The 24,243-nt window shown below is 50.6% G+C and carries 23 protein-coding genes; 14 read left to right on the top strand and 9 right to left on the bottom strand.

The annotated features are described in order from the left end of the window. Window positions 1–3 precede the first annotated feature (3 nt). The 7 genes from AC9UG7_RS09590 (at window position 4) to AC9UG7_RS09560 (ending at window position 7,948) form a co-directional block, all read left to right on the top strand. A complete protein-coding gene (locus tag AC9UG7_RS09590) occupies window positions 4–1,179 on the top strand; it encodes an acetyl-CoA C-acyltransferase (RefSeq protein ID WP_509587026.1) in 1,176 nt (391 codons plus the stop codon). 65 nt (window positions 1,180–1,244) lie between these two features. Continuing rightward, on the top strand, window positions 1,245–3,059 hold the full coding sequence (locus AC9UG7_RS09585) for an acyl-CoA dehydrogenase family protein (protein ID WP_509587024.1): 1,815 nt from the start codon (window positions 1,245–1,247) through the stop codon (window positions 3,057–3,059). A gap of 27 nt (window positions 3,060–3,086) precedes the next feature. Further along, window positions 3,087–3,878, top strand: a complete 792-nt coding sequence (locus tag AC9UG7_RS09580) for an SDR family oxidoreductase (protein ID WP_509587021.1) — start codon at window positions 3,087–3,089, stop codon at window positions 3,876–3,878. A 40-nt stretch (window positions 3,879–3,918) separates the two neighbouring features. After that, the gene (locus AC9UG7_RS09575; RefSeq protein ID WP_509587019.1) at window positions 3,919–4,932 is read left to right on the top strand and encodes an NADP-dependent oxidoreductase; all 1,014 of its coding nucleotides are present in this window, start codon (window positions 3,919–3,921) and stop codon (window positions 4,930–4,932) included. A gap of 6 nt (window positions 4,933–4,938) precedes the next feature. Continuing rightward, window positions 4,939–5,865, top strand: a complete 927-nt coding sequence (locus AC9UG7_RS09570; RefSeq protein ID WP_509587017.1) for a glutathione S-transferase family protein — start codon at window positions 4,939–4,941, stop codon at window positions 5,863–5,865. Then, the gene (locus AC9UG7_RS09565) at window positions 5,862–6,767 is read left to right on the top strand and encodes an SDR family oxidoreductase (protein ID WP_509587014.1); all 906 of its coding nucleotides are present in this window, start codon (window positions 5,862–5,864) and stop codon (window positions 6,765–6,767) included. The genes AC9UG7_RS09570 and AC9UG7_RS09565 overlap by 4 nt, the downstream gene beginning before the upstream one ends. Window positions 6,768–6,865: 98 nt before the next feature. Then, on the top strand, window positions 6,866–7,948 hold the full coding sequence (locus tag AC9UG7_RS09560) for a patatin-like phospholipase family protein (RefSeq protein WP_509587012.1): 1,083 nt from the start codon (window positions 6,866–6,868) through the stop codon (window positions 7,946–7,948). Here the strand turns inward: AC9UG7_RS09560 and AC9UG7_RS09555 are convergent. Together AC9UG7_RS09555 and AC9UG7_RS09550 are read right to left on the bottom strand one after the other, a co-directional pair. Beyond that, entirely contained in the window at window positions 7,936–8,571 is a 636-nt protein-coding gene (locus tag AC9UG7_RS09555; protein WP_509587010.1) for a LysE family translocator, read from the bottom strand. The two genes, AC9UG7_RS09560 and AC9UG7_RS09555, sit on opposite strands and share 13 nt — an antisense overlap. 12 nt (window positions 8,572–8,583) lie before the next feature. Next, complete coding sequence (locus AC9UG7_RS09550) at window positions 8,584–9,441, bottom strand: YbgC/FadM family acyl-CoA thioesterase (protein WP_509587008.1); 858 nt, start codon at window positions 9,439–9,441, stop codon at window positions 8,584–8,586. Window positions 9,442–9,497: 56 nt separating this feature from the next. Between AC9UG7_RS09550 and gbd the strand changes: the two genes are divergently transcribed. Further along, complete coding sequence (gene gbd / locus AC9UG7_RS09545) at window positions 9,498–10,646, top strand: 4-hydroxybutyrate dehydrogenase (protein ID WP_509587005.1); 1,149 nt, start codon at window positions 9,498–9,500, stop codon at window positions 10,644–10,646. Window positions 10,647–10,656: 10 nt separating this feature from the next. Here the strand turns inward: gbd and ygfZ are convergent, their stop codons facing one another. Next, window positions 10,657–11,586 carry a CAF17-like 4Fe-4S cluster assembly/insertion protein YgfZ gene (gene ygfZ / locus AC9UG7_RS09540; RefSeq protein WP_509587003.1) on the bottom strand — a complete coding sequence of 310 codons (930 nt, stop codon included), beginning with the start codon at window positions 11,584–11,586 and terminating at the stop codon, window positions 10,657–10,659. A gap of 45 nt (window positions 11,587–11,631) precedes the next feature. Here ygfZ and mltG point away from each other — a divergent pair, with 45 nt between their 5' ends. The 6 genes from mltG to AC9UG7_RS09510 all read left to right on the top strand — a co-directional run bounded on the left by mltG (window position 11,632) and on the right by AC9UG7_RS09510 (window position 17,508). Further along, a complete protein-coding gene (gene mltG / locus AC9UG7_RS09535) occupies window positions 11,632–12,645 on the top strand; it encodes an endolytic transglycosylase MltG (protein WP_509587001.1) in 1,014 nt (337 codons plus the stop codon). 5 nt (window positions 12,646–12,650) lie between these two features. Beyond that, on the top strand, window positions 12,651–13,298 hold the full coding sequence (tmk, locus tag AC9UG7_RS09530; protein ID WP_509586998.1) for a dTMP kinase: 648 nt from the start codon (window positions 12,651–12,653) through the stop codon (window positions 13,296–13,298). Further along, the gene (locus AC9UG7_RS09525; protein ID WP_509586996.1) at window positions 13,295–14,284 is read left to right on the top strand and encodes a DNA polymerase III delta subunit-related protein; all 990 of its coding nucleotides are present in this window, start codon (window positions 13,295–13,297) and stop codon (window positions 14,282–14,284) included. Before tmk ends, AC9UG7_RS09525 begins: the two co-directional genes overlap by 4 nt. Window positions 14,285–14,292: 8 nt before the next feature. Further along, a complete protein-coding gene (locus tag AC9UG7_RS09520) occupies window positions 14,293–15,087 on the top strand; it encodes a TatD family hydrolase (protein ID WP_509586994.1) in 795 nt (264 codons plus the stop codon). 287 nt (window positions 15,088–15,374) lie between these two features. After that, window positions 15,375–16,862, top strand: coding sequence for a PglL family O-oligosaccharyltransferase (locus tag AC9UG7_RS09515; RefSeq protein ID WP_509586991.1), 1,488 nt, complete (start codon window positions 15,375–15,377; stop codon window positions 16,860–16,862). A 43-nt stretch (window positions 16,863–16,905) separates the two neighbouring features. Then, window positions 16,906–17,508, top strand: coding sequence for an ankyrin repeat domain-containing protein (locus tag AC9UG7_RS09510; RefSeq protein WP_509586989.1), 603 nt, complete (start codon window positions 16,906–16,908; stop codon window positions 17,506–17,508). A 7-nt stretch (window positions 17,509–17,515) separates the two neighbouring features. Here the strand turns inward: AC9UG7_RS09510 and AC9UG7_RS09505 are convergent, their stop codons facing one another. The 6 genes from AC9UG7_RS09505 to AC9UG7_RS09480 form a co-directional block, all read right to left on the bottom strand. Continuing rightward, on the bottom strand, window positions 17,516–18,145 hold the full coding sequence (locus AC9UG7_RS09505; protein ID WP_509586987.1) for a Tll0287-like domain-containing protein: 630 nt from the start codon (window positions 18,143–18,145) through the stop codon (window positions 17,516–17,518). Window positions 18,146–18,171: 26 nt separating this feature from the next. After that, entirely contained in the window at window positions 18,172–19,602 is a 1,431-nt protein-coding gene (locus AC9UG7_RS09500) for an aldehyde dehydrogenase family protein (protein ID WP_509586985.1), read from the bottom strand. Between the two features lie 253 nt (window positions 19,603–19,855). Continuing rightward, window positions 19,856–20,785: an LD-carboxypeptidase gene (locus AC9UG7_RS09495; protein ID WP_509586983.1), complete on the bottom strand. Its 930-nt coding sequence runs from the start codon at window positions 20,783–20,785 to the stop codon at window positions 19,856–19,858. Between the two features lie 56 nt (window positions 20,786–20,841). Further along, window positions 20,842–22,209: a four-carbon acid sugar kinase family protein gene (locus tag AC9UG7_RS09490; RefSeq protein WP_509586980.1), complete on the bottom strand. Its 1,368-nt coding sequence runs from the start codon at window positions 22,207–22,209 to the stop codon at window positions 20,842–20,844. A gap of 4 nt (window positions 22,210–22,213) precedes the next feature. Continuing rightward, a complete protein-coding gene (locus AC9UG7_RS09485) occupies window positions 22,214–23,425 on the bottom strand; it encodes a ribulose-bisphosphate carboxylase large subunit family protein (protein WP_509586978.1) in 1,212 nt (403 codons plus the stop codon). A 39-nt stretch (window positions 23,426–23,464) separates the two neighbouring features. Continuing rightward, window positions 23,465–24,238, bottom strand: a complete 774-nt coding sequence (locus AC9UG7_RS09480; RefSeq protein ID WP_509587099.1) for an SDR family NAD(P)-dependent oxidoreductase — start codon at window positions 24,236–24,238, stop codon at window positions 23,465–23,467. Window positions 24,239–24,243 lie beyond the last annotated feature (5 nt).

The following is a 24,243-nucleotide window of genomic DNA, read 5'->3' as shown; positions in this document are numbered from 1 at the left end:
ATCATGACAAACGCCGTCATCGTTTCAACTGCTCGCACGCCTCTTGCAAAAAGCTGGAGAGGCGCTTTCAATATGACCCACGGCGCTACCCTCGGTGGCCATGCTGTCAAGCACGCGATTGCACGCGCTGGCATTGATGCAGCCGAGGTGGAAGACGTCATCATGGGTTGCGCCAACCCCGAGGGCGCCACGGGTGCCAATATCGCAAGACAAATTGCATTAATGGCCGATTGCCCAATCACTGTCAGCGGCTTGACCGTCAACCGTTTTTGTTCTTCTGGTCTGCAAACCATTGCATTGGCATCCCAACGCGTGATTGCTGGTGAGGGGGATGTGTATATTGCTGGTGGGGTGGAAAGCATTTCTTGTGTACAACAGGAAATGAACCAGCACATGTTGTCAGATCCGGCATTGATGAAAATGAAGCCTGAGATCTATTGGAATATGCTGCAAACCGCCGAACAAGTAGCCAAGCGTTACAACATTGGTCGTGACCGCATGGACGAATACGGCGCTGCCAGCCAGCAAAAAGCCTGTGCCGCACAAGCCGCTGGCAAATTCACAGATGAAATTGCTCCCATCACTGTGCAAGCAGGCGTGGTTGACAAGGTCATGGGCATGATGACCAAACAAGTCACCGTCAGTGTTGATGAAGGACTGCGCGAAGGTACAACCGCAGAAGGCATTTCAGGCATCAAACCCGCTGTTCCAGGTGGTGTGGTTTCCGCTGGTAATGCCTCTCAGTTTTCTGACGGTGCGGGTGCTTGTGTTGTGACCAGCGAAGCATATGCAGCCAAAAACAATCTCAAACCGCTGGGGCGTTTCCTCGGCTTTGCAGTCGCTGGTTGCGAACCCGATGAAATGGGTATCGGTCCTGTGTATGCCATTCCCAAAGTGTTAAAGCGTTTGGGTTTAACCATTGCTGACATCGATTTGTGGGAATTGAATGAGGCCTTTGCCGTTCAAGTACTTTATTGCCGGGACAAACTTGGCATTCCCGCTGAATTACTCAACGTCAATGGCGGGGCTATTGCTGTCGGTCACCCTTATGGTGTCAGCGGTCAGCGACTGACAGGCCATGCGCTGATCGAAGGCAAGCGTCGCGGCGCCAAACGTGTCTGCGTCACCATGTGCATTGGCGGCGGCATGGGCGCTGCCGGTGTGTTTGAAGTGCTCTGAACCAGACAGTCATCCACAAGACAACCCGTCCCATGTGGCGGGTTTTTTTCTTTTAAAGTCACCTCATGTCATTGCGAAACACAGTTGATTTTTTACTCTATGGCTGGTTAGGCGTTGAAGGCCTGAACCAACGCCAGCGATTTCGCGAGCACTCGCGTGAAACATTCGATGCTGTACTCGACACCTGCGAGCGAATTGCGCGTGAAAAATACGCACCCTTCAACAGACTGGTAGATACACAAGAACCTGTGTTTGATGGTGAAAAAGTGATTCTGCCTGCTTGCACCAAAGAAGCTTTGCTGGCCTATGCCGCCAGCGGCATGCTCAGCGCTGCACAGGATGAAGATATCGGTGGTATGCAATTGCCCTATACCGTGGAAGCAGCTGCTAATGCATTTTTTGCCTGCGCGTCGGTCAGTATTGGTGCGAGCATGTTGACCGTTGGCAACGCCAATTTATTGATGGCGCACGGCAGCGAATTGCAAAAAAAGGTATTCGCGCTGAACGAATTTGCCGGGCGCTTTGCAGGCACCATGTGTTTGTCAGAGCCGCAGGCGGGTTCATCGCTTTCTGATATCACCTCGCGTGCCACACCTGACGGGGTTGATCATGCGAATGACCCCCTCGGCCAGCGCTACCGGCTCAAAGGCAACAAGATGTGGATCTCCACCGGCGACCATGAGCTGACTGAAAACATTGTGCATTTGGTATTGGCCAAAATACCTGATAGCAACGGCAAAACCATAGCTGGCACCAAAGGTATTTCCTTGTTCATCGTGCCCAAGCATTTGGTGAACGAAGACGGCCAATTGACGGGCGAGCGCAACGATGTGGCATTGGCTGGCTTGAACCACAAACTGGGCTGGCGCGGCACAGTCAACACCTTATTAAATTTCGGTGAAGGCCGCTATCCGGTGCGCGGCAATGCAGGTGCTATTGCTTATCTGGTCGGTCAACCGGGAGAAGGATTGAAGTGCATGTTCCATATGATGAACGAAGCACGTATTGGTGTTGGTTTGGCTGCCACCATGTTGGGCATGGCGGGCTACTACGATTCACTGGACTATGCCCGCACCCGTACCCAAGGCAGACCGGTTGGCCCTGCAGGTAAAGACCCCTCTCAACCACCGGTTCGCTTGATTGAGCATGCAGACATCAAGCGCATGTTGTTGGCCCAAAAAGCCTATGGCGAAGGTGCCTTGTCTTTGGCTTTGTATTGCGCGCGTCTGGTTGATGAACTGCATACTGGTAACAACGATCAACAACACGAAGCACAATGGTTGCTGGAAGTACTGACACCGATCGTGAAAAGTTGGCCCAGCGAATGGTGTTTGGAGGCCAACAGCTTGGCCATTCAAATCCATGGCGGCTATGGTTACACCCGAGATTTCCAAGTCGAACAATACTGGCGCGACAACCGCTTGAACATGATCCACGAAGGCACACACGGCATTCAAGCCATGGATTTGCTGGGACGTAAAGTGTTGCTGGACAATGGTCTAGGACTGCACCTGCTAAGTCAACGTATGCTCGCTACTTGCGCACGTGCCGAGACAGCCACGCAAAAGCAACAAGCCCAAGCGTTAGAACAAGCTTGGGGTCGGTTGGTTCAAGCGACCACAGACGCCTGGCAAGGCAATGACGCAGCGCTCTCATTGGCCAATGCTGTCCCCTATATGCAGGCGTTCGGTCACACGGTTTTGGCTTGGATCTGGTTGGATGTGGCCATCGCCAGTTTGGACAGTGACGACGCCAGTACAGGCAGGAGACAAGCCTGTCAGTATTTTTTCAATTACGAGTTACCTAAAACCGGCGCATGGCTGAACGTCGTGCAATCTCGCGATGCCACTTGCGCCGCCATGCCAGAAGACGCCTTTTGATCCACCACTCTTGAACGAAAGCACACTATGACACGCACAGTGAAACAACTTTTTGATTTGACAGGCAAGACCGCTTTGGTCACCGGCGGTTCGCGCGGGCTTGGGCTACAACTCGCGCAATCTTTGGGTGAGGCAGGTGCCCGCATCATGTTGAGTTCGCGCAAAGCCTCTGACTTGCAAACATCTGCTGCTGAGTTAAAAGCTGCTGGCATTGACGTGCAGTGGATTGCCGCTGACTGCGCTGACGAAAAAGATATTCATCGATTAGCGGACGAAACACTCAAGGCATTTGGCCATGTGGATATTTTGGTGAACAACGCCGGTGCTGCTTGGGGCGCACCCGCTGAAGACCACCCGCTGGAAGCTTGGGATAAGGTGATGAACCTGAATGTGCGAGGTTATTTCATCCTGAGTCAGTACATTGGCAAGCACAGCATGATTCCACGTCACGGCGGCAGCATCATCAACGTAGCGTCGATCGCCGGTTTGGGCGGCAATCCCAGTGGCATGAAAACCCTGGCTTACAACACTTCCAAAGCCGCGGTCATCAATTTCACCCGTGCGCTGGCTGGCGAGTGGGGCGAACACGGCATTCGTGTGAACGCCATTTGCCCCGGCTTTTTCCCCAGCAAGATGACGGCTGGCACGTTGAAAGCGATGGGCGAAGATGCGTTGGCGGCGCACGCACCGTTGCGTCGCCTTGGCGATGACGAAGACCTCAAAGGACTGGCATTGCTGTATGCCTCAGACGCTGGCAAACACATCACCGGTCAATGGCTGGCCGTGGACGGCGGCGTCAGTTGCATCTCAGGCGGTTAAACATTTTTCAACTTTTTTAAAAAACATACTGGAGACACACATGCCACATAACCCACAAATCCATTTGGTCAGTCGCCCCAAGGCCGAGCCTGTGGCAGACAATTTTCAATTGCTCACATTGGAAACGCCATCACTGCAAGACAACCAAGTGTTGGTCAAACACGAATACCTCAGCCTCGACCCCTATATGCGCGGTCGCATGAACGATGTGAAAAGCTATACCTTGCCACAGCCACTCAACAGCGTGATGATTGGCGGTACCGTCGGTGAAGTGGTCGAGAGTCGCCATCCCGGGTTTGCTGCCGGAGACAAGGTAGTGGGAATGGGCGGCTGGCAAACCTACAGCGTGGTCGACGCCAACACTCCCGGAATGCTGAGAAAAATCGACACCACCCATGTACCCATCAGCCATTATTTGGGCGCAGTAGGCATGCCCGGCGTCACCGCTTGGCATGGGCTGGTGCGTATCATTGAGCCCAAAGCAGGTCAAACATTGACGGTCAGTGCAGCCAGTGGTGCGGTCGGCAGTGCCTTTGGTGCATTGGCCAAAGCGCGTGGTTGTCGCGTCATCGGCATCGCTGGCGGCAAGGATAAATGCGACTACGTTGAAAAAGAACTCGGCTTTGACGCATGTATCGATTACAAACAGTATGCAGACTATGTGTCACTGTCTAAAGCCTTGAAAGAAGTGTGCCCCGATGGCATTGACGGCCATTTCGAAAATGTCGGCGGCATGGTGCTGGACGCGGTGATGTTGCGCATGAATCAATTCAGCAGCATCGCGGTCTGCGGCATGATTTCTGGTTACAACGGTAACCCGATTCCCATGGCCAACCCTTCACTGATTCTGGTGAACCGAATGAAAGTGCAAGGCTTTATCGTCAGCGAACATCCGGCTGATTGGCCCGTTGCATTGAAAGAACTGGGTGAACTTGTGGGCAGCGGTAAATTCAAGCCGCGCGAAACTGTGGCGCATGGTCTGGCTCATGCCCCTGAGGCATTTTTTGGTTTGCTCAAGGGCAAAAATTTCGGCAAACAAGTTGTCAAGATCTGAGCAACTATGATTCTTCACCATTACCCCACTTCGCCTTTTGCAGAAAAAATCCGACTGATATTTGGCTATAAAAAAATCAGTTGGCAAGGTGTGCATATTCCCATGGTCATGCCCAAGCCGGATTTGATGCCGTTGACAGGTGGTTATCGCAAAACACCGGTTCTGCAAATCGGTGCTGATATTTACTGCGACACTGCCCTGATTTGTGATGTGCTGGAACACTTGGTCCCCACACCATCGCTTTATCACGCAGCGCCAAAAGGGCTGGTTCGCAGTTTGGCCCAATGGGCCGATACCTTGCTTTTCCCCGTGGCTATGGCTTATAACTTTCAGCCCAAAGGGGCGCAGCACGTGATGGCCACCATGCCAGAGGATGTGGTCAAAGTATTTGCAGCCGACAGGCAAGCCATGCGGGGCGGAGGTACACGTATGCCACCTGCAGATGCCACCGCCATGTACAAAAGCCATTTGCGTCGCATCTCCAGCATGTTGGAAGACCATGCATTTTTATTAGGCGATAAGCCTTGTCTTGCTGATTTCTCTGTGTATCACTCGGTGTGGTTCACTGTGGCCAAAGTACCTGTGATTGACAGCATTCTGGATGCCACGCCGTTGGTGCGTGAATGGACCCAACGCATGGCAACATTTGGTCACGGCACTGAGCAAGACATTACTGCCGATGAAGCCATTGCTGTGGCTAAAGCAGCACAGCCCATCGCTTTGACAGACGATGTCTTTCAAGATGAGCATGGATTTGAATTAGGCACCCAAGTCTCGGTAGCCGCCGACAGTTTTGGCACTGAACCAACCTTGGGAAGACTGGTGGCCGCGACCCGCACCCGATTAACCTTGGAACGCAATGACCCGCAAACCGGCACCGTGCATGTGCACTTTCCACGCATGGGCTTCATAATGAAAAAGGTGGAAGCATGATCACAGACTTCAAGGGTAAGACAGCGGTGTTAACCGGCGGTGCATCAGGCTTTGGCTTGGAATGCGCCCGTATCGGCGCATCGCTTGGCATGAACCTGGTACTGGTGGATGTGCAAAAAGACGCATTGAAAGCCGCCCATGATGAACTGCAAGCCCTGGGCGTGCAAGTCATGGCCAAGCGTGTCGATGTGTCTAACGCCGAGGAAATGCAAACGCTGGCTAACGATGTGCAACAGCGATTCGGTGCACCGCATTTTGTGTTCAACAACGCAGGTGTGGGCGCGGGTGGACTGGTCTGGGAAAGCAGTTTGCAAGACTGGGAGTGGCTGATGGGCGTCAATGTGTGGGGAGTGATACATGGCGTGCGCTTGTTCACACCGATGATGTTAGAGGCCGCCAAACAAGATCCGCATTGGCAAGGTCATATTGTCAATACCGCCAGTATGGCTGGCTTGCTGACACCGCCGAACATGGGCATCTACAACGTCACCAAACACGCCGTGGTGTCGCTCACAGAAACTCTTTACCAAGATTTAAATTTGGTAACCGATCAGGTGAGTGCCAGTGTGTTGTGCCCCTATTTTGTGCCAACGGGTATCAACCAAAGCGAAAGAAACCGTCCCAGCCACTTGGCGGCTGCCAAGCCAACACAAAGCCAACTGATTGGCCAAGCCATGAGCGACAAAGCGGTGGGCAGCGGAAAGGTCAGTGCCGCACAAGTCGCGCAAATGGTGTTTGACGCAATGCGCGTAAACCAGTTTTATATCTACAGCCACCCTAAAGCACTTGGCAACGCCCAAACCCGTTTTGATGCCATTGTTGCAGGCTCGAACCCGCCCGACCCTTTCGCAGAACGCCCTGAGATAGGTATCCAATTGAGGCAAGCGTTAAGAGGAGAGTAAATGCCTTTACTAGAACTTCAGATCGCTGAAGGACTGTTCATTGGCGTTAATACTGTGTCAGATGTGCTGACTGTGCGCCAGTCAAAAGGCTTGGCAGTGTGAAAGCTTTGCGCATTCATGCCGGCCCCACGGCACTGGCTCATATCAAAGCCAACGGTTTAAATCCGCAGGATATCAGTGTGATTCCAGGTGCTGCGGGAGGGCCTAAGGGCTTGATACTCGGTCCGATAGATCGCTATTTGTTTGACCAGTGGCTGCCGCGTAGCAAGCAGCCTATCGATCTGGTGGGTGCCTCCATCGGCGCATGGCGCTTGGCCACCGCCTGCTTGCCTGAGCCGCGTCTTGAATTGCTGGCTTTGGAAGAAGCTTATGTGCATCAGGATTACAAACTGGCGCCAGGTAAAAACCGACCTACTGCGCAGGAAGTGAGTGAGGATTTTTCAGCCAACTTGCACCGTTTTTATGACAAGCGGATTCACAAAGTATTGCAACATCCTCGCTACCGTTTGCATGTAATGACTTCGCGCGGACGTGGCCTGTTAAGCCAGGACACCATGGTACGAACAGCGCTGGGTTATGCTGGTGCATACCTGACCAATGCGTTGAATCGACGCGCCATGGGTTTGTGGTTGGAGCGCGTGGTTTTTTCTTCCGCATTTCTTGGGCATCCACAACCGCTGCCATTTCATACCAGTGATTACAGAACACAACAGATAGCTTTATCTGAAAATAATTTCTTAGACGCTGTACAAGCGAGTTGTTCCATTCCATTTGTACTCCAAGCAGTGCATGGCATAGACGGCGCACCCGATGGTGCTTATTGGGACGGCGGTATCACCGACTACCACTTGCATTTGGACTACAGGGCGGCCAATGGGCTGACCCTTTACCCGCATTTCCAACAACATCTGGTGCCTGGTTGGCTTGATAAAAAACTCACCAGAAGACACAAAGCCACCCCTTTTTTGGACACGACTGTTGTCCTGTCACCCGACCCTGAATGGATAAAAACTTTACCCAACGGCAAACTGCCGGATCGCAGCGACTTCATGACCTATAACCGCGACCTAACAGGACGTGTGAAAGTCTGGCAGACCGCTATTGCCGAAGCAGGCAGGCTGTCAGATGAATTGGCACAATGGTTATTGAGACCTGACGCCAGTGTGGTTCAAGCGCTTTGATTTAAAGACCCATTGGAATCGGTGACACTGAGATAAACGCCCAGTCCTATCAAGCTCACGCCAGAAATTTGATACAAGCCGCCGGCTAATATTTTGCTTGTCAGTTTTGAAGCTAGCAAACGATTCGCGAAAATAACTGCTAGAACATCGACTATCGTATTCAGCCCCACGCTGATACAACCCATCCATAACAACTGCTGGGAAACCGGCTCCTCAGGCAAGAGAAACTGCGGCAGGAAAGCCAGAAAAAACAAGGCAGTTTTGACATTCAATGTTTCCAGCAGAATCCCCTCCAAGAATGCGCTGCGATGACTCAGTGTTTTGATATTCGGTTTGACCGAGGTCTGTGAGTTTTGCAAAAAGATGCGTACCCCCAAATACATCATGTAAATGATGCCAGACAATTTAATCACGCTGAAGACCCATGCTGATTGCGTGATGACAGCACTTAAACCCAATGTGGCTGCAATGACATGCACCAATCCACCTAGCGCATTACCGAAAGTCGAGGCAAGACCATTTTTCAGCCCTCCTGCTGCCGTTCGAATAACCACATAAGCGATACCAGGTCCAGGTGTGATGGCAAGTATTCCTGCCGCGATCAAAAAACTCGAGGAAACCATAGGAATAAAAAGTTAAAGTTTGGTGAACATTTCTACATGGTCCATGTCCGCTTCCACAAACACCTCGCCTCGCCGGGTAAAGCCTTGTCGTTGATAGAAATTCTCCGCTGTACATTGGGCGTGTAGCACAACCTCGCTGTCCCCACGCTGACGGGCTGCCGACAGCAAACCATTCAACACATGGTCTCCCAGTTTCAAGCCCCGCAATTGACGTTTCACCGCCATGCGACCAATTTTGGATACGCCTGCTACTGCAGGCAGCAGGCGACCAGTTGCCACAGCCAAGCCCATCCGATTTCGCAATACCGCATGCAGTGAACGTGCATCGAATTCATCCCATTCCAACGCCTGATCAACGCCTTGTTCCTCAACAAACACTTCTGTACGCAATGTGCCAGCTGTATTTTTTAACGTCATCCAACTGCCGAGCTGCAGTTTCACCATGGTCTCACCTTGTTCATAACCCAACATAGCGTCACGAAGTTCCTGTGGCACGGGCTTGGATGATTGGGTGACCGGATCGGCATAAACGTAAACAATTTCACCAGTGACCAGCACTTGGTTACCGCGAAACGCGCAAGCTTGAAAAGTGATTGAAGAATTACCTATACGCTGGCAGCGCATACCGATCTGCAGCAAATCGTCATACACCGCAGAAGCCTTGTACTCAAGAGAAGATTTGACGACGTACAAATCGCCGCCCAAATCGTGCATGGTTTGTTCATAAGGCAACGCCAAACTACGCCAGTAATCGCCGACTGCCGTGTCAAAGTACATGAGGTAATGGCCGTTAAAAACGATTTTTTGCATATCTACTTCCACCCAGCGTACGCGCAGCGGATGAAAAAAACGAAAATCTTGTTTGTCCATAAATTTCTGCCTGAGTCCGTTAAAGTCGCAGCATCCTACAACGCATCAGAGGTCATATGTCCAGTATTCTCTACATCACACAAATCTATATTGAATCCGGTGCTTTGAATCGGCTTGGGCAAGAATGTCAACGCCATCACATCAGCCGCCCGCTGATCGTCACGGATGCTGGTATCAAAGCGGCAGGCTTGCTGCAAAAAGCATTGGATGTTTTGCCGGAAATAGTTTGTACGGTGTTCGACGCTACGCCTTCCAACCCCACCGAAGCAGCTGTACGGGCTGCAACTGCTATGTGCCAGGCCAACCATTGCGATGGCCTGATAGCCATAGGCGGCGGCTCTTCCATGGATTGCGCCAAAGGTGTTGCCATCGCAGCAACCCACCCGGGGCCTTTGACCACTTATGCCACGATCGAAGGTGGTTCGCCGCTTATCACAGACAAAGTGTTGCCGCTGATTGCCATACCCACGACCGCCGGCACCGGCAGTGAAGTCGCACGTGGGGCCATCATCATCGTCGATGATGGCCGCAAACTCGGTTTCCACTCTTGGCACTTGGTACCTCAAACCGCCTTGCTCGATCCCGACCTGACACTTGGCCTACCGCCCTTGATGACCGCAGCCACCGGCATGGATGCGATTGCGCATTGCATGGAAACCTTCATGTCCTCGGCTTTCAATCCGCCAGCAGATGGCATTGCACTTGACGGATTGCAGCGAGGTTGGGCCCATATTGAGAAAGCGACTCGCAACGGCCAGGATCTGGACGCACGTTTGCAAATGATGAGCGCGTCTATGCAAGGTGCGTTGGCGTTTCAAAAAGGCTTGGGCTGCGTACATTCGCTCAGCCACAGCCTAGGCGGTATCAACCCGCGCTTACACCACGGCACCTTGAACGCTATGTTTTTACCTGCGGTGATCGCATTCAATGCTGGCGCCGAAGCGATGCAACAAGAAAACCGCTTGGTGCGCATGGCGCACGCCATGGGCATTGCGCCTGACGATGATGTTGCCAAAACCTTGGGGGACGCCATCAAGCGAATGAACGCCAATCTCGGATTGCCATCAGGTCTGGCCGCAATGGGCGTGACAGAGGCACAGTTTGACGACATCATCAAGGGAGCGTTGGCCGATCATTCACACAAAACCAATCCGCGGGATGCCAGTGTGGCTGATTACCGCCATATGTTGCTAACGTCTATGTGATGTTCAGCGTTTAAATATCGTCGCGCAACGGGTAGGGCAGGGGATGCGTTGTCAACACCCGGCCCGTTGCTTCTGCGGGATGCAATTCACCGTCATCGATGGAAGATGTTTGTAAACACACCAAAGCCCAATGGCCGTGAACAGGATGAGAAACCGCTTGAACCACTTGACCGGATGGTTGACTGGTTTCTGTTGAATGGAAGATTTCCTGACCGCTGTGCAATGGCAGGGAACTGCTGACCAAGTAGGTACGGCGCTTCAAAATTCCTCTGAATTGACTACGCGCCACCACCTCTTGACCGGGATAACAGCCTTTTTTGAAATTCACGCCATCCACCGACTCGTAATTCAACATTTGCGGTACAAATGCTTCGAAGGTGGCGGCTTGCACGTCACCGATGCCGCTGAATATCTCTGACAGCAACCAATCATCCAAGGACAAACCATCGTCCAATGAAAGGATACCCGCAGGAGCCAGCACCAAATATCTGGCGGCAGAAGGTATCGGGTACAGGCTGACAGTCCATGTGCCGTCAACATGGCTTGATTGCCAAGGCGTCTGTGTGGCTTCAGGTGCAGCCAACCGGCCATGGACATTCCAATCTGTACTGGCGTCACTCAATGTGACCTTGGCCCGCAATACAAACATGCTCAGTCGTTTGAGCGTTTGTGCCAGCAAATCATTGCGCAACACCAAGAGAACTTCCTCATCAGAAGTCTTGAACCCGACCATGCTGGCCTGCATCCGACCTTTGGCATTGCAAAATGCCGTCAGACGCGCATGCTGACCATCAAGAAGTAAAAAATCTTGGGTCAACTGGTTATGTAAAAAAAGAGCGGCATCAGGACCTTTGGCAGCAATCACACCGAGATGCGGCAACACGCAAGCCCCAAGTGCCTGTAACAACGGTATCGATTTGACAGTTTCTGATGAGTTCATACCTCTATTATCATGTCCGCTTTGAAGAATACGCAGGACAGGCTTTTGAAAACACGGTTTTGGTCAGGGTTGAGTCTGCTCTTATTGGCAGTTTTGCTGGGCGCAACAGTCTGTGCTTGGTGGGTCTTGCGCCCCTTACCTCTCACGGCTTCGAGAGTTGATTTGTCGATTGAACCCGGGCAGTCAGTAAAAACCATAGCCAACCAAACAGTGATGTCTGGCGTCGATGTGTCGCCGTCATTGCTTTATTACTTTTTCAAATTCAGCGGTCAGTCTCGCTACATTCGTGCGGGTAGCTATGAGATCAGCCAAGCCACATCTGCCTGGCAATTGCTCAATAAGTTAGTGCGTGGCGAAGAAAACCTCAAGTCTTTGACGCTGGTCGAAGGTTGGAATTGGCGTCAGTTGCGTCAGGCGATGGACAAATCTGATTATTTGAAACACGATACCGTCAGTTTGAGTGACGAAGAAATCATGAGCCACCTGGGCAAAAAAGGCATAGCCCCAGAAGGGCGTTTTTACCCTGATACCTACAACTTTGGCAAAGGCAGCTCTGACCTGGATGTGCTGCGCCGTGCCGCCAAATCCATGGACAAGCATTTAGAGTACGCATGGAATAACCGCGACTTGGCACTACCCTTGAAGTCAGCCGACGAAGCCTTGGTATTAGCCAGTATTGTTGAAAAAGAAACCGGACTTGCCAGCGACCGACGCATGATTGCCAGCGTGTTTCACAACCGGTTACGGATACAAATGCCACTGCAAACTGATCCCACTGTCATATACGGCATGGGTGCTTCTTTTGACGGCAACCTCAGACGGGTGGATTTAAAAACGGATCATCCGTGGAACACCTATGTCCACAAAGGTTTGCCTCCGACGCCCATAGCCATGCCTGGACTAGCCGCCCTGCAAGCCACGTTGCATCCAGCTACCAGTAAAGCGTTGTATTTTGTGGCGAGAGGCAATGGGAGCAGTCAATTCAGCGAAAACCTGGCTGACCATAACGCAGCTGTAGACCGATACCAGCGTGGACAAATGGCTGACAAGGCACAATAACGCCAATGCAAACCGGTTTATTCATCAGTTTTGAAGGCATAGACGGCGCTGGAAAGTCCAGCCATATACAAGCAGTGGCAGATGCTTTGCGCTTAAGTGGCCGCCATGTTGTTCACACCCGTGAGCCCGGCGGAACGCCATTGGCAGAAAAAATTCGTGACGTGTTATTGCATGACGCCATGGACCCGATGACTGAAGCACTGCTGGTGTTTGCTGCCAGGCGCGACCATTTGCAACAGGTCATAGAACCGGCACTGGCTCGGGGCGATGTGGTCTTATGCGACCGTTTCACCGACGCCACTTTCGCCTACCAAGGAGGCGGGCGGGGTTTTGATCTGCAAGTCTTGTCGCAATTGGAACAATGGGTACAAACCATGTCGGATGGGCATTTGCGTCAGCCGCATCTGACCCTGTGGTTTTCACTCGAGCCCCACATCGCCGCGCAACGGCTGGCGTCCGCTCGGGTGCCTGACCGCTTTGAATCACAACCCTTGGTATTTTTTCGACAGGTGCATCAGGCGTATGCTGAGCGGGCAAAAGCCGAGCCAGCACGCTTTGCAACCATACAGGCTGCAGCTGATTTCAATGACGTTCGTGCCTCTGTCCTGACCCAACTAGAGCTGCGTGGCTATGTGTCTGCGCGCCCGTTATGAGCACACTCGCGCCATGGTTGCAGTCCCAGTTGCAAACATTGATGCAGCGTTCAGGCCATGCGTTTTTACTTCAAGGTCCTTCAGGATTAGGTCAATACGACTTGGGTTTGGCGTTGGCCAGTGCTTGGTTATGTCAAAACCCCACGCCACAAGGCGCCTGTGGCTCATGTCCAAGTTGCCATGGTGTAAAAGTACGCGTGCACGCTGATTTAGTGGTCTTGATGCCGGAAACAGACATGCTCACCCTGGAGTGGCCGTTGCCTGAAAAAGCGCTCAAAGACATTGAAGACAAGAAACGCAAACCCAGCAAAGAGATACGGGTTGAAGCCATGCGAGACACCATTGCTTTTACACAAACTACCCGTTCAGGCGCGCATGGCAAAGTGGTTTTCATCAATCCAGCTGAACGCATGAACACCATCACAGCCAATACACTTTTAAAAACATTGGAAGAACCCCCCGGGGATACGCGCTTCATTCTGGCCTGTGAGGCTGCGCATGAGTTGCTGCCTACGGTTCGCAGCAGATGCCAAATCCACGCCATGTCATGGCCACAAACAGACTTGGCCATTGATTGGCTGACCACCCAATCAGTACCCGCAGAAGACGCCGATGTGTTGTTACAAGCCTCTGGAGGTCGGCCTCAAGATGCCGTTCATTTACATCACGCTGGGTTCAAAGCGCAGTCTTGGCGTGCCTTACCGCTTCAATTGAGCAAGGGCCATCCTGGCGTTCTCGAGGACAACAGCGCGAGCATCATTTTGGCTTGCCTGCAAAAAATTTGTCACGATATGCTGCGAATACGGGTCGGGGGGCAACCTCGTTTTTTCAACGCCAAGGACTTGCCTGCCGCAGGCAATATAAAGTCGCTCAGTGCCTGGTCAAAAGAATTGATGCAAAGTGCAAAAACAGTCGAACATCCTTATTCGTCAGGCTTGTTGCTAGAGGCCTGGGTCAATCGGGCCCAACGCGCCATGAATACCTGACTTTTTTTATGTACACAGATTCTCATTGTCATTTGAATTTCCCCGAACTGCTTTCTCGACTCGATGAAATTCGAGCTGAAATGCATGCCGCGCAGGTCAGTCGCGCTTTATTGATCAGCACACAACTTGAAACCTTTGAAGATGTCCATCGTATCGCCATGGCCCATGACAATTTCTGGTGTACGGCTGGCGTTCATCCTGACGAAGATACGGTACAAGAACCCACGCTCGAAGATTTATTGCGCCTCGGACAACGCGACAAAGTGATTGGCATCGGTGAAACCGGACTGGACTATTACCGTTTAGGCGACCGCTCTGTGGCAGACATGGCGTGGCAAAGGCAACGATTCAGATTGCATATACGTGCTGCGCGTCAACTTCACTTACCACTGGTTATTCATACCCGCAGTGCGAGTGCAGACACGCTGGGCATATTAAAAGAAGAGGGCGAAATCGGGGATGCAGACAGCGCAGGCGGTGTGTTTCATTGTTTTACTGAAACGGCAGAAGTTGCTCGAGCGGCTTTGGATTTGGGTTTTTATATCTCCTTTTCGGGCATTTTGACTTTTAAAAATGCCGCTGATTTAAGAGACATCGCCAGTTGGGTTCCCTTGGACCGTATGTTGATTGAGACAGACAGCCCCTACTTGGCGCCGACACCGCACCGCGGCAAAACCAATAATCCTTCATACGTTCCTTGGGTTGCCAAGCAAATTGCCGAATTGCGTGGCATGACAAGCGAACAGATTGCCGACATTACTTCCAAAAACTTCGATGAATTGTTCAATAAAAAATCAATTTAATCGATAAAAATAATACTATAGAGTGATTAAATTTAATCACTCCTATGCAAAAAATACATCTTCCTGAGCTCAAAATTGCATTCAGTCAACTCGCATTTATATTAATGCTGAGTCTGCCACTGTTAACGTTTCCTTCAGACAGCATTTATCCACGTTACTACCCTGACATGATGGCATTTGCATTCATGGGTTTATGGGGTTTGCTGACTTTTGCAGACAAGCAAACCAGAACGCAGTCACTTGAAATCAACAGCTTAGGCCTATTAGCCATAGCCTGGGCTTGCATAGTGATTGCTCAACATGTCTGCGGATTGATAAGCACCTATGTGAGTTTTACGCTCTTGAGCCTTGGCTATTTATTTGCCATGGTAGCGATTGGCAGTTTGGTCAATGTATGGATCAAAGCGGGTTATAAACAGGAGTTAGTGTATTCCCTGTTGTTGTCTATATTGGTGGTGGCCTTGGTAAACGCCATCGTTGTATTGATACAAGCATCCAGCTATAGCGAATTATTTGCCCCTCTGATCGAACCAGGCAATTCACAACGACCCGGTGGTTTCATATCTCAATCAAACATAGCGGGTTCTTGGTTTGTTTGCGGATTGGTTGGTTTGATTTTCTTGACGCGACAAATAGAACAGAAATCAACAAGACCTTCTGTTTTGCATCTATGCCTGATGGTATTGTTGATGCTGGGAATCAATCTCACAGCCTCAAGAATAGTGTTACTTGAAATACTCGCCTTGAGTACGGTTTTATTTTTATTTAGAAAACAATTCAATATCAGCATCATTTGGTTGCTCATACCTTTATGGCAATCAAGTATTCACCTTTTGACTTATCTAGGCAACAAATATTTAGATTGGTCTGTTCCCAGCGGCACATTTTCTCGCTTGAATGAGAGCCAACAAACCAGGTATGACATTTATAACGGTGTCATCGAAATGATCAAAGATCAGCCGATTTGGGGCATCGGTTGGCGGCAAATGCAACTTGAACAATTCAGCGGAATGGATTTGAAAAACGGTATTCTCGACCATGCCCACAATGTGGTGTTGCAGATTCAATTAGAGCTTGGCATCTTAGGCAGCTTGGCGTTGATTCTTTTTTTTATTTATTGGATTCGGCAAAAATACATATGGCAAACAAACGATCCTGCAGTTGTAGTGGGTCTTTGTGTGTCCATGGTGTTTGGTTTACACAGCATGACTGAATTCCCGTTGTGGTACGGGCCCAGCCTGTTTCTATTTAGTACTTCTGTTGCGTTGATATCCGACAAGCCATTGATGCGACTCAAATTAAATACACCCTTAGTCATCTCATTATTTTTATTACAACTTTCAATTTTGGTATGGATATATTTTGATCATGCAAAAGCATATAAAAAATTGGAAGACTTCAGCCTCCATGCCTCAGTGTCACAAACCACAGAAACCATGCCAAGCTGGTGGTTCAAAACTTACGACGATTACAGAGAGCTTCAAACAATCACGCTAACGCCAGACAATTACAAGCAATATCAGGTCCAAATTCTCCAATTAACAAATTTTTTTACACCTGCCATTCCTTATCACTTCCTTTTGCAACAGTATGTGTTTTCAAAAGATGAAAAGAGATCGCTGGGATTGGCTCGCAATATCTGTCACCAAAATCCTCTGATCTGGCAAAAGATGATGACGTATCATTTGCTAGAAGGCCCGCAAGAGATGAGAAATTGGATTCTTGGGCTTCCGGCGGATTTAAGAAAATGTGTGAACAGTGAAAACGATCATTAAATTTTTCAAAATTTATTTCTTTTTTTATGTATTTTGCGCTTGCATGGGTACTGCGCACGCAGGTAGTTATCAAGACTTTTTCAATGCGATAGAAAAGGATAAACCCGAAGATATCTTTTCCTTAATCAACCGCGGTTTTGATCCCAATACGGTAAATGAAAAAGGTATTCCTGCACTGATATTGGCGGCTCAAAAAAAAGCATTCAAAGTCATCGCCGTACTTGCCAAAGCCCCACATATCAATCTCAATGTCACCAACCAAGCGTCTGAAAACACCTTGATGCTTGCGGCCATCGACAACCACATCGACATTGCCCGAATGCTTATTCAAGAAGGTGCCGAGGTTAATAAAACTGGCTGGACACCGCTCCATTACGCATCAACCAAAGGTCATATCGAAATGATGCGTTTGCTCATAGAGAATTCAGCATACCTTGACGCAGAATCTCCTAACGGCACCACGCCATTGATGATGGCTGCGTTTTACGGAACGCCGATGGCGGTCAAATTATTACTAGAGGAGGGTGCCGACCCACTGCTAAAAAATAATCTCGGGATATCGGCTCTTGAATTCGCACAACAGTCGCCCCATAAAGAATCCATTCAATACATTCAAGCCTTCATGGCAGTGGCTACTGATCGATAAGCGTCTATCAATGTGCCAATAATCGCGTGACAACCACAGCGCCACGCAGTTCACCAGGTTTGTAATTCACGGCTTTATCGTTAGGGTAAAGCTCAGCCAATTTGGCTTTCACTTCAGGGCTGATTTGATCAGGACTGCCATGGCATGCGGTACACATAGGCTGAAGAACAATGGGTTTGGCAAAGCGCAATTCCAAGTCATAAGATCCTGATTTGGTCAGTTGTATGAATTCAATGTCATAGGGTTTGTCGCCCTTGGCCAGCCTAGATTCAAATTGTTTAAGCGCTTGGGTTTGCCATTCATTGGGAACGCCCATGTCTGGGTTGCGAGCACGTGTGCCCACACGCGCCACCTTTACTTGATGCTTTAAAGACAATTTCATGGCTATTTCAGGCGCTTGTGTTTTACACACACCCATGGCGTTTTCAGGTCCGCCGTTGGCAATGGCGGCTTGCAATGTCTGGCTTAATTCTTTCAACATGGCTGCCGCTATATCACGGGTTTCTTGCATCGCAGATTCATTCGGGCCAGGGCCTGGCTGCGCCATTGCCATGTTTGAAAAGAAGAAGAATGCCATGCCAGTCAGTGCTTTGGTACATGACAAAGAGATGTGTTTTTTACTTAACATAATATGCATCGTATTAAATGAATAAGGAATCAAAATCAAGCTTTTTCAGCAGGTTTGAGTTGAATCGCCTTGTGTTCCAGAAACTCCTCAAACCCGTATTTTCCATTTTCTCGACCATTGCCGGACTGTTTATAGCCACCAAAAGGAGCATTTCCGTTAAAAGGCGCACCATTGATGTCCACTTGGCCTGTACGCATGCGTCGCGCAAAAGCCATGGCATGTTCTTCGCTGGCACTCCATACGCCACCACCCAAGCCGTATATCGTGTCGTTGGCAATATGGGCCGCTTCGTCCTCATCCTTGTAGGTCAAGATAACCAAGACTGGACCAAAAATTTCTTCTCTCGCCAAGGTGTCATTCGGCTTGACCTTTAAAGCCGTCGGCAACACAAAATAGCCTTTGTCAAAAGCGGGTTTGGCCAAACCGCCAGCTATCAATTCTGCGCCCTCGTTCAAGCCAGTTTGGATAAAACCTAACACGCGTTCGCGCTGTGTCGCAGTAATCAATGGACCTAAGCGGCTGTTTTCATCCAGGCTCACACCCAGCGGGTATTTGGCAATTCCTGCTTGCAAAAGAAGCTTGACTTCGTCGTAATGCGATTCATGAACCAACATACGCGTGTGTGCAGAACAGGTTTGGCCGCTGTTGAGAAAACAAGCGGCTAACGTGCCTTTGACAGCAGCTTCCAAATGGGCATCTGGCAGAACGACGCTGGCAGATTTACCGCCCAATTCAAGCGTGACACGCTTAACCGTTTCTGCGGCTAAAGCAGCCACACGCTTACCAGCACGTGTAGAACCTGTGAAACTGACCATGTCTATTTCAGGATGGCTGGCGAGTACTTCACCCACCACTGGACCCGCACCGTTCACGAGGTTGAATACGCCAGCAGGTAAACCAGCTTCATGAATGATGTCCGCCAGAATCATGGCATTGACGGGTGCGATTTCACTGGGTTTGAGCACCACCGTACAACCTGCGGCCAAGGCGGGTGCAATTTTGAGCGTGATTTGGTTCAGCGGGAAATTCCATGGTGTGATGCAGCCAACAACACCTATGGGTTCACGTACCACCAAGGAGTTACCCACTTTTTCTTCGTAGGGATAGGCTCTGGCAACTTTGGCAGCATTGCTCCAATTGAACACCGGTCCACCGACTTGAATCATCTTCGCCATTTTGATCGGCATACCGACTTCGCGAGCAATGGCTGTGGCCATTTCGTCAGTACGCGCTTTCAACCCTGCAACGATTTTGTCTATGAACTGACAGCGCTCTTCTACGCTCAATCCAGACCACGAAGGAAAAGCTTGACGGGCCGCCAAGACCGCTTGCGCTGTTTCTTCAATTGTTCCTTGCGGCACTGTGGCCATGATTTCTTCGGTGCTGGCATCGTGAACCTCAAAGTTAGCTTTAGATGAGGCCTCTTGCCAGGCGCCGTTGATGTAATGTTTGGTGTAACTGATCATGTGGACTTTAGGAGTTGATTGCGTGCTCAAAGCATTGTAGATGCGGCAGGAATTAAGCCTTTCCTAAGGAAATGCCGTCAAAGAAAACTGAGAACAGACGACGACATGGCGGGCGGGCCGACGCGAACGTCACGGCTTTGCCGTGAAGAGCGGCGACCGTCCCGGCATGGCGTGAACAGTTCACATCAAACGGAAACGAAAACTTCACATCAAACCGAAACGGCCTGTGTTGAGTACATCTCTCAAAACGAACTCAGTGCGAATGATGCCCCTGATGAACCCACAGTAAAAACGCTTCTCGCCCTTCCCTGAGCAAGCTGATTTTTTGTCCTAAGGGCAGACACAGCTTGGTTGGCACATGACCAAACGGCAAGCCAGTCAGCACAGGAACTTTGACTTGGGTACGCAACCAACTCACCACCGAATCCATTTTGAAACCCTTGTCATGCGCGGTGAGTTTGAACTCCGTGAATTGGCCCAACACAATCGCTTGCTGTTTGACCAATACACCTGCGTGCAGTAACTGTGTCAGCATGCGCTCAATGCGGTAAGGATGTTCGGCCACATCTTCTAGAAACAACACTCCTTTGTCGATGGCTGGCATATAGGGAGTACCTATCAAGCTGCATAAAACACTTAGATTACCTCCCCACAAGACAGCGTCTTCAGCCAATACGTTGCGCTTGGGCAATGGAATCAAATCAGAAGAAGGGATTCGCCAACCGGCGCCCTCCCCTCGGGACTGAGCCATGTCGTCAAAACAATCTTGCATGATTTCATCTACCGACAATGCGCCGAAATCAGTGCAAGCGTGCGGTCCAGACCAACTGTGAGCACCTGTTTTGGCCAAAAGCCCCATTTGCAATGCAGTGAAGTCGCTGTGGCCGACCCAACGACTGCCCTGTTTGATGGAATGGGCAATCGCTTTATAGGGCAATTTTTTCATCAACCGTGTGATGCCATAGCCGCCACGCGAAGGCATGACGACATCTGCACCGCTGGCAGCAGCCCTGCTAATCGACATCAAGCGAATGTCATCATCACCGGCAAAGCGTTGTGAACGGGTCAACACATCAGGATCCAGCTCTACCTCGTGCCCCAGTTGTGTCAAATGCTTGACTGCACGCCGCAATGCGGCTTTATCGCGCACAGCGCCTGAGGGGGAGTAAATATAAATATGCATGGCATGAACCCGTCAATGTTTGAAATTACGTTGAGTGAATGTAACTTGCTCGGCCTTTATTGACCAAACCCACTCAGAGCCAGTAAATAGATATCTTCAGCACCAACCTGCCCGCCTTTCAACAACACTTCTTTGCCGTGGATTTGTACATCGTCAGATACCAGACTGGCAAAATGCGCGTTTTGCTCAAAATGGCTGGCCTTGCACTGCAATGCTTGTGCACCCAAATCGCGCATGGTGAAACTTGAAGAGTCCCCACCGGCGACCACTAAACGTGTCAACGCAGTGCCACGAAATGCTTGTGATGCAATGCTTGCAAACAGATGTCCTATGCGTTGTGCCAATTGTCCGCTGGCCCAATTCGCTGTCCATTCGCGCAGCATTTGTGCATGCTGATCCTGCGGTCCTTCTGCTGTAAATACAACGACGCTTTGGCCATTTCTCAAAGCTACCAGTGTTTGAAGTAACACTTGCTCAAACCCGCTGTGACCTTCATCAAATAAAAGTTGAGGCGTCAAGCGTAAACATAAAAAACCAGCTTGTCGGGCCAATGCAATTTGTTTCGCTGACAACTCAGAGCAACTTCCTGACAACACCAATAACCTGTCGGTTGCACCTAACTGTTGCAAGGGGGGCTTGCCCGAAATACTTCCCGATTCACGCCAATATTGACCCAAACCATGCGCCAGTCCCTGCGCGGCCATGGCACATACTTGCTTGTGTTGGCTGAGTTGGCACAACAGGGAAGCCGTGCTGACGGTATGTTGTTGGGTGTAACCATCAAACACTGCGCTGTCATAACGACTGAGTTCTTTGGCTAAGTCAATATGCTTGAGTGCGTATTGATCTAATTGCCGCAGATCGACATGATGCGCAGGTGTGAAACCTTGCTCATTCAATACAACACTTAACTCCGCATCTTGCATTGGCGTCACGGGATGTACAGACATCACCGGGTGACGGTCTAAGCGATATACCTGTTGGCCTGCACGCGCGAAATGATGACCAAATACCGTGTACCTGCCGAACTCGGGTGCGGCGGCATGGACGGGAACAAAGCAGCCTGGCCACACTTGGCGCATCAACGCGATGGCATGCCCCAAACTGCCAGTGTGTGGTGCGCTGTCAAACGTAGAACAACATTTGTACTGCACCAGTGGCACTTTTAACGCAGCAAAGGCAGTCAGCACTGGCAACAATTCAGCTTTCATGCGGGGGGCATCCAGCGAACGCGCGGTACCGGCCACGCCGACAACATCGCATTCACGGGCAGCTTGCGCCAATACAGTGGGCTCTGGCAGTGAAAAAAACAATCGCGTACTCAGCCCGTGTCTGGCATATTGGGCTGCGTTGTCAGATGCACCAGTGAAATCGTCACCATAAAACAGCAAGCGGGCTTGATATTCAGAGCGTGAATGAGGCATAAGGTTAAATGGCTGAACCAAATGTAGCTATCGCTTCGCGTAATTCGCGATGCGTAAGTGCTGCGGTGTGTAACGGCACTCCCGCCATGGCTGCGCCCCATGCCTGACGCAAGGCAATCACACCTGCTGAGATACCGCCGGGATGGGCAAACAACCCTCCGCCTGCCAAAAAAAGCAAATCAGGTGATTGAAGTTGCTCCCATGTAGGGTGCGCTTGCATCACAGTTTGCCCCGAAGAAAAAACAGGCATGACCGTGCAAGGTTTTTCAATGAACAAGGGTTGGTGACAAGCGCGGGCAGAAGCTATCACGCTCTCGTTGTCCTCCTGAAACTTATTGGCAATACCGTTCACATGCATATGATCTGCGCCGGCAAGACGCCACAGTTTTTGCCAAGCTATGTATGACCATCCCGCTTGCACATAACCCCAGCCGTTGCGGTGCGCATGAATCGGTAATTGCGCATGTCGGCGAAATGCATTAAACCCTGTCATGCCGACAGAATTCAAGCTCAGCATCACCGCAGTTCCACCTTCAGCAACCACCAAGTCATGGCGACGGCGCATTTCATCAAGCTCACCCGTGAGGTTAAAGGCATACATGACCTTGCGACCCGTGCGATCGGCATGGCGACGAATGACTGCCATACAAAGCTTCACTCTTTCATCAAAAGGACAGCTCGAACCATCGGCTTGCAGCTCATCGTCTTTGATGAAATCAATACCTGCGGCGCACAACTGGTCCACCATGGCTGCTGTATCGGCAGCGCTCAAACCTACCGATGGTTTGATGATGGTGCCTATCAGTGGTGCATCCACTACGCCGGTCAATACGCGGGTACCGGATATGCCAAACGCTGGCCCAGGGTAGGCATGGGCAAAAGCTGTAGGCAATTCAAAATCCAACAAACGTAACGAATGAACGGGCCGCAATTCATACAAATTACCAGCTATCGTGGCCAGCAAATTGGGTAATGACGCCCCCAGATTTGCCAATGGCCAACTCAGCGTCAAGCGGTAATGAGTGTATGTCGATGCAGTTGAAGTAGAAATGGGTTCAATGTTCCAAGTCGCTGCAGATCGGGCTTTCAGCGCTTCATCTTCACCTGGTATGGCAATAAAAGTACCGCTGGACTGTTCGCCTGCAATCATGGCCGCCGTGCGCTGCGGATCAGCTGCTGTAGTGAGTTGGTATACGGCAGTGACAGATTGATCCATGGGGGTAGTCCGCCTACTGGTAAGCATAGAAATTCATACTCACAGTCCTCTTGCGCCGCTTGCAAGAAATCCGCCATCAACAGGCATGGCAATACCTGTGATGTAAGACGCCTGGGTCGATGCTAAAAACTCAACCACAGAAGCAATTTCATTCACACTACCGTAACGTTCCATGGGAATGGCTTTGGCATACGCTTGACGAAATTCTGCACTGTGCAGTTTTTGCGTGAGTGGCGTATCTACAGGCCCAGGACAGACAGCATTGGCAGTGATACCAAACTCTGCCAGCTCTACCGCCATTTGCCTTGTCAATGCAATGACGGCTCCTTTGGAGGTTCCATAAGCAGTTCGACCGCTGCCTACCGCGCGCATACCCGCAACAGATGCGATGTTGATGATGCGTCCCCAGTTGTGATTCTTCATCAAACGGGCCGCATATTGGCTGCACAACATCGTCCCTGTCACGTTGATATTTATGGTGCGCTGAAATTCATCCAAGGGGAAATCAACAAAAGGTGCCACTGTGGCCACGCCAGCAGAATTCACCAAAATATCACATCGTCCAGCCTTTTGCGCTATGTGCTCAAACGCGTCAGCTATTGACTCAGGGCTGGATACATCCATCATCACTGCGTTGACGCGATGACCGAGCAAGCAAAGCTTGTCTGCGGTGTCTTGTGCTGACGGATAGTCGCGGTCGGCAATGAATACCTGGTGCCCCAAATCGGCCAGACGCTGTGCAGATGCGGCGCCTATACCCATGGCACCACCCGTAACCACAGCGACACGGAAAGTGTTTGACGAATTCGTAATCACGA

The sequence above is a fragment of the Limnohabitans sp. genome, from assembly GCF_046052765.1.
Lineage (GTDB): Bacteria > Pseudomonadota > Gammaproteobacteria > Burkholderiales > Burkholderiaceae_C > Limnohabitans.
Note: the sequence above shows the minus strand (reverse complement) of the source record. Positions and strands in the feature narration are given on the sequence as shown.

Excerpts from the sequence above, each read along its gene's own strand:
- gbd (WP_509587005.1), top strand. The coding sequence starts at position 9,498 with ATGTCCAGTATTCTCTACATCACACAAATCTATATTGAATCCGGTGCT.
- AC9UG7_RS09585 (WP_509587024.1), top strand. The coding sequence starts at position 1,245 with ATGTCATTGCGAAACACAGTTGATTTTTTACTCTATGGCTGGTTAGGC.
- tmk (WP_509586998.1), top strand. The coding sequence starts at position 12,651 with ATGCAAACCGGTTTATTCATCAGTTTTGAAGGCATAGACGGCGCTGGA.
- AC9UG7_RS09590 (WP_509587026.1), top strand. The coding sequence starts at position 4 with ATGACAAACGCCGTCATCGTTTCAACTGCTCGCACGCCTCTTGCAAAA.
- AC9UG7_RS09485 (WP_509586978.1), bottom strand. The coding sequence starts at position 23,425 with ATGGATCAATCTGTCACTGCCGTATACCAACTCACTACAGCAGCTGAT.
- AC9UG7_RS09525 (WP_509586996.1), top strand. The coding sequence starts at position 13,295 with ATGAGCACACTCGCGCCATGGTTGCAGTCCCAGTTGCAAACATTGATG.
- AC9UG7_RS09550 (WP_509587008.1), bottom strand. The coding sequence starts at position 9,441 with ATGGACAAACAAGATTTTCGTTTTTTTCATCCGCTGCGCGTACGCTGG.
- AC9UG7_RS09570 (WP_509587017.1), top strand. The coding sequence starts at position 4,939 with ATGATTCTTCACCATTACCCCACTTCGCCTTTTGCAGAAAAAATCCGA.
- AC9UG7_RS09565 (WP_509587014.1), top strand. The coding sequence starts at position 5,862 with ATGATCACAGACTTCAAGGGTAAGACAGCGGTGTTAACCGGCGGTGCA.
- AC9UG7_RS09580 (WP_509587021.1), top strand. The coding sequence starts at position 3,087 with ATGACACGCACAGTGAAACAACTTTTTGATTTGACAGGCAAGACCGCT.
- AC9UG7_RS09575 (WP_509587019.1), top strand. The coding sequence starts at position 3,919 with ATGCCACATAACCCACAAATCCATTTGGTCAGTCGCCCCAAGGCCGAG.
- AC9UG7_RS09505 (WP_509586987.1), bottom strand. The coding sequence starts at position 18,145 with ATGCATATTATGTTAAGTAAAAAACACATCTCTTTGTCATGTACCAAA.
- ygfZ (WP_509587003.1), bottom strand. The coding sequence starts at position 11,586 with ATGAACTCATCAGAAACTGTCAAATCGATACCGTTGTTACAGGCACTT.
- AC9UG7_RS09510 (WP_509586989.1), top strand. The coding sequence starts at position 16,906 with ATGGGTACTGCGCACGCAGGTAGTTATCAAGACTTTTTCAATGCGATA.
- AC9UG7_RS09520 (WP_509586994.1), top strand. The coding sequence starts at position 14,293 with ATGTACACAGATTCTCATTGTCATTTGAATTTCCCCGAACTGCTTTCT.
- AC9UG7_RS09495 (WP_509586983.1), bottom strand. The coding sequence starts at position 20,785 with ATGCATATTTATATTTACTCCCCCTCAGGCGCTGTGCGCGATAAAGCC.
- AC9UG7_RS09500 (WP_509586985.1), bottom strand. The coding sequence starts at position 19,602 with ATGATCAGTTACACCAAACATTACATCAACGGCGCCTGGCAAGAGGCC.
- AC9UG7_RS09555 (WP_509587010.1), bottom strand. The coding sequence starts at position 8,571 with ATGGTTTCCTCGAGTTTTTTGATCGCGGCAGGAATACTTGCCATCACA.
- AC9UG7_RS09490 (WP_509586980.1), bottom strand. The coding sequence starts at position 22,209 with ATGCCTCATTCACGCTCTGAATATCAAGCCCGCTTGCTGTTTTATGGT.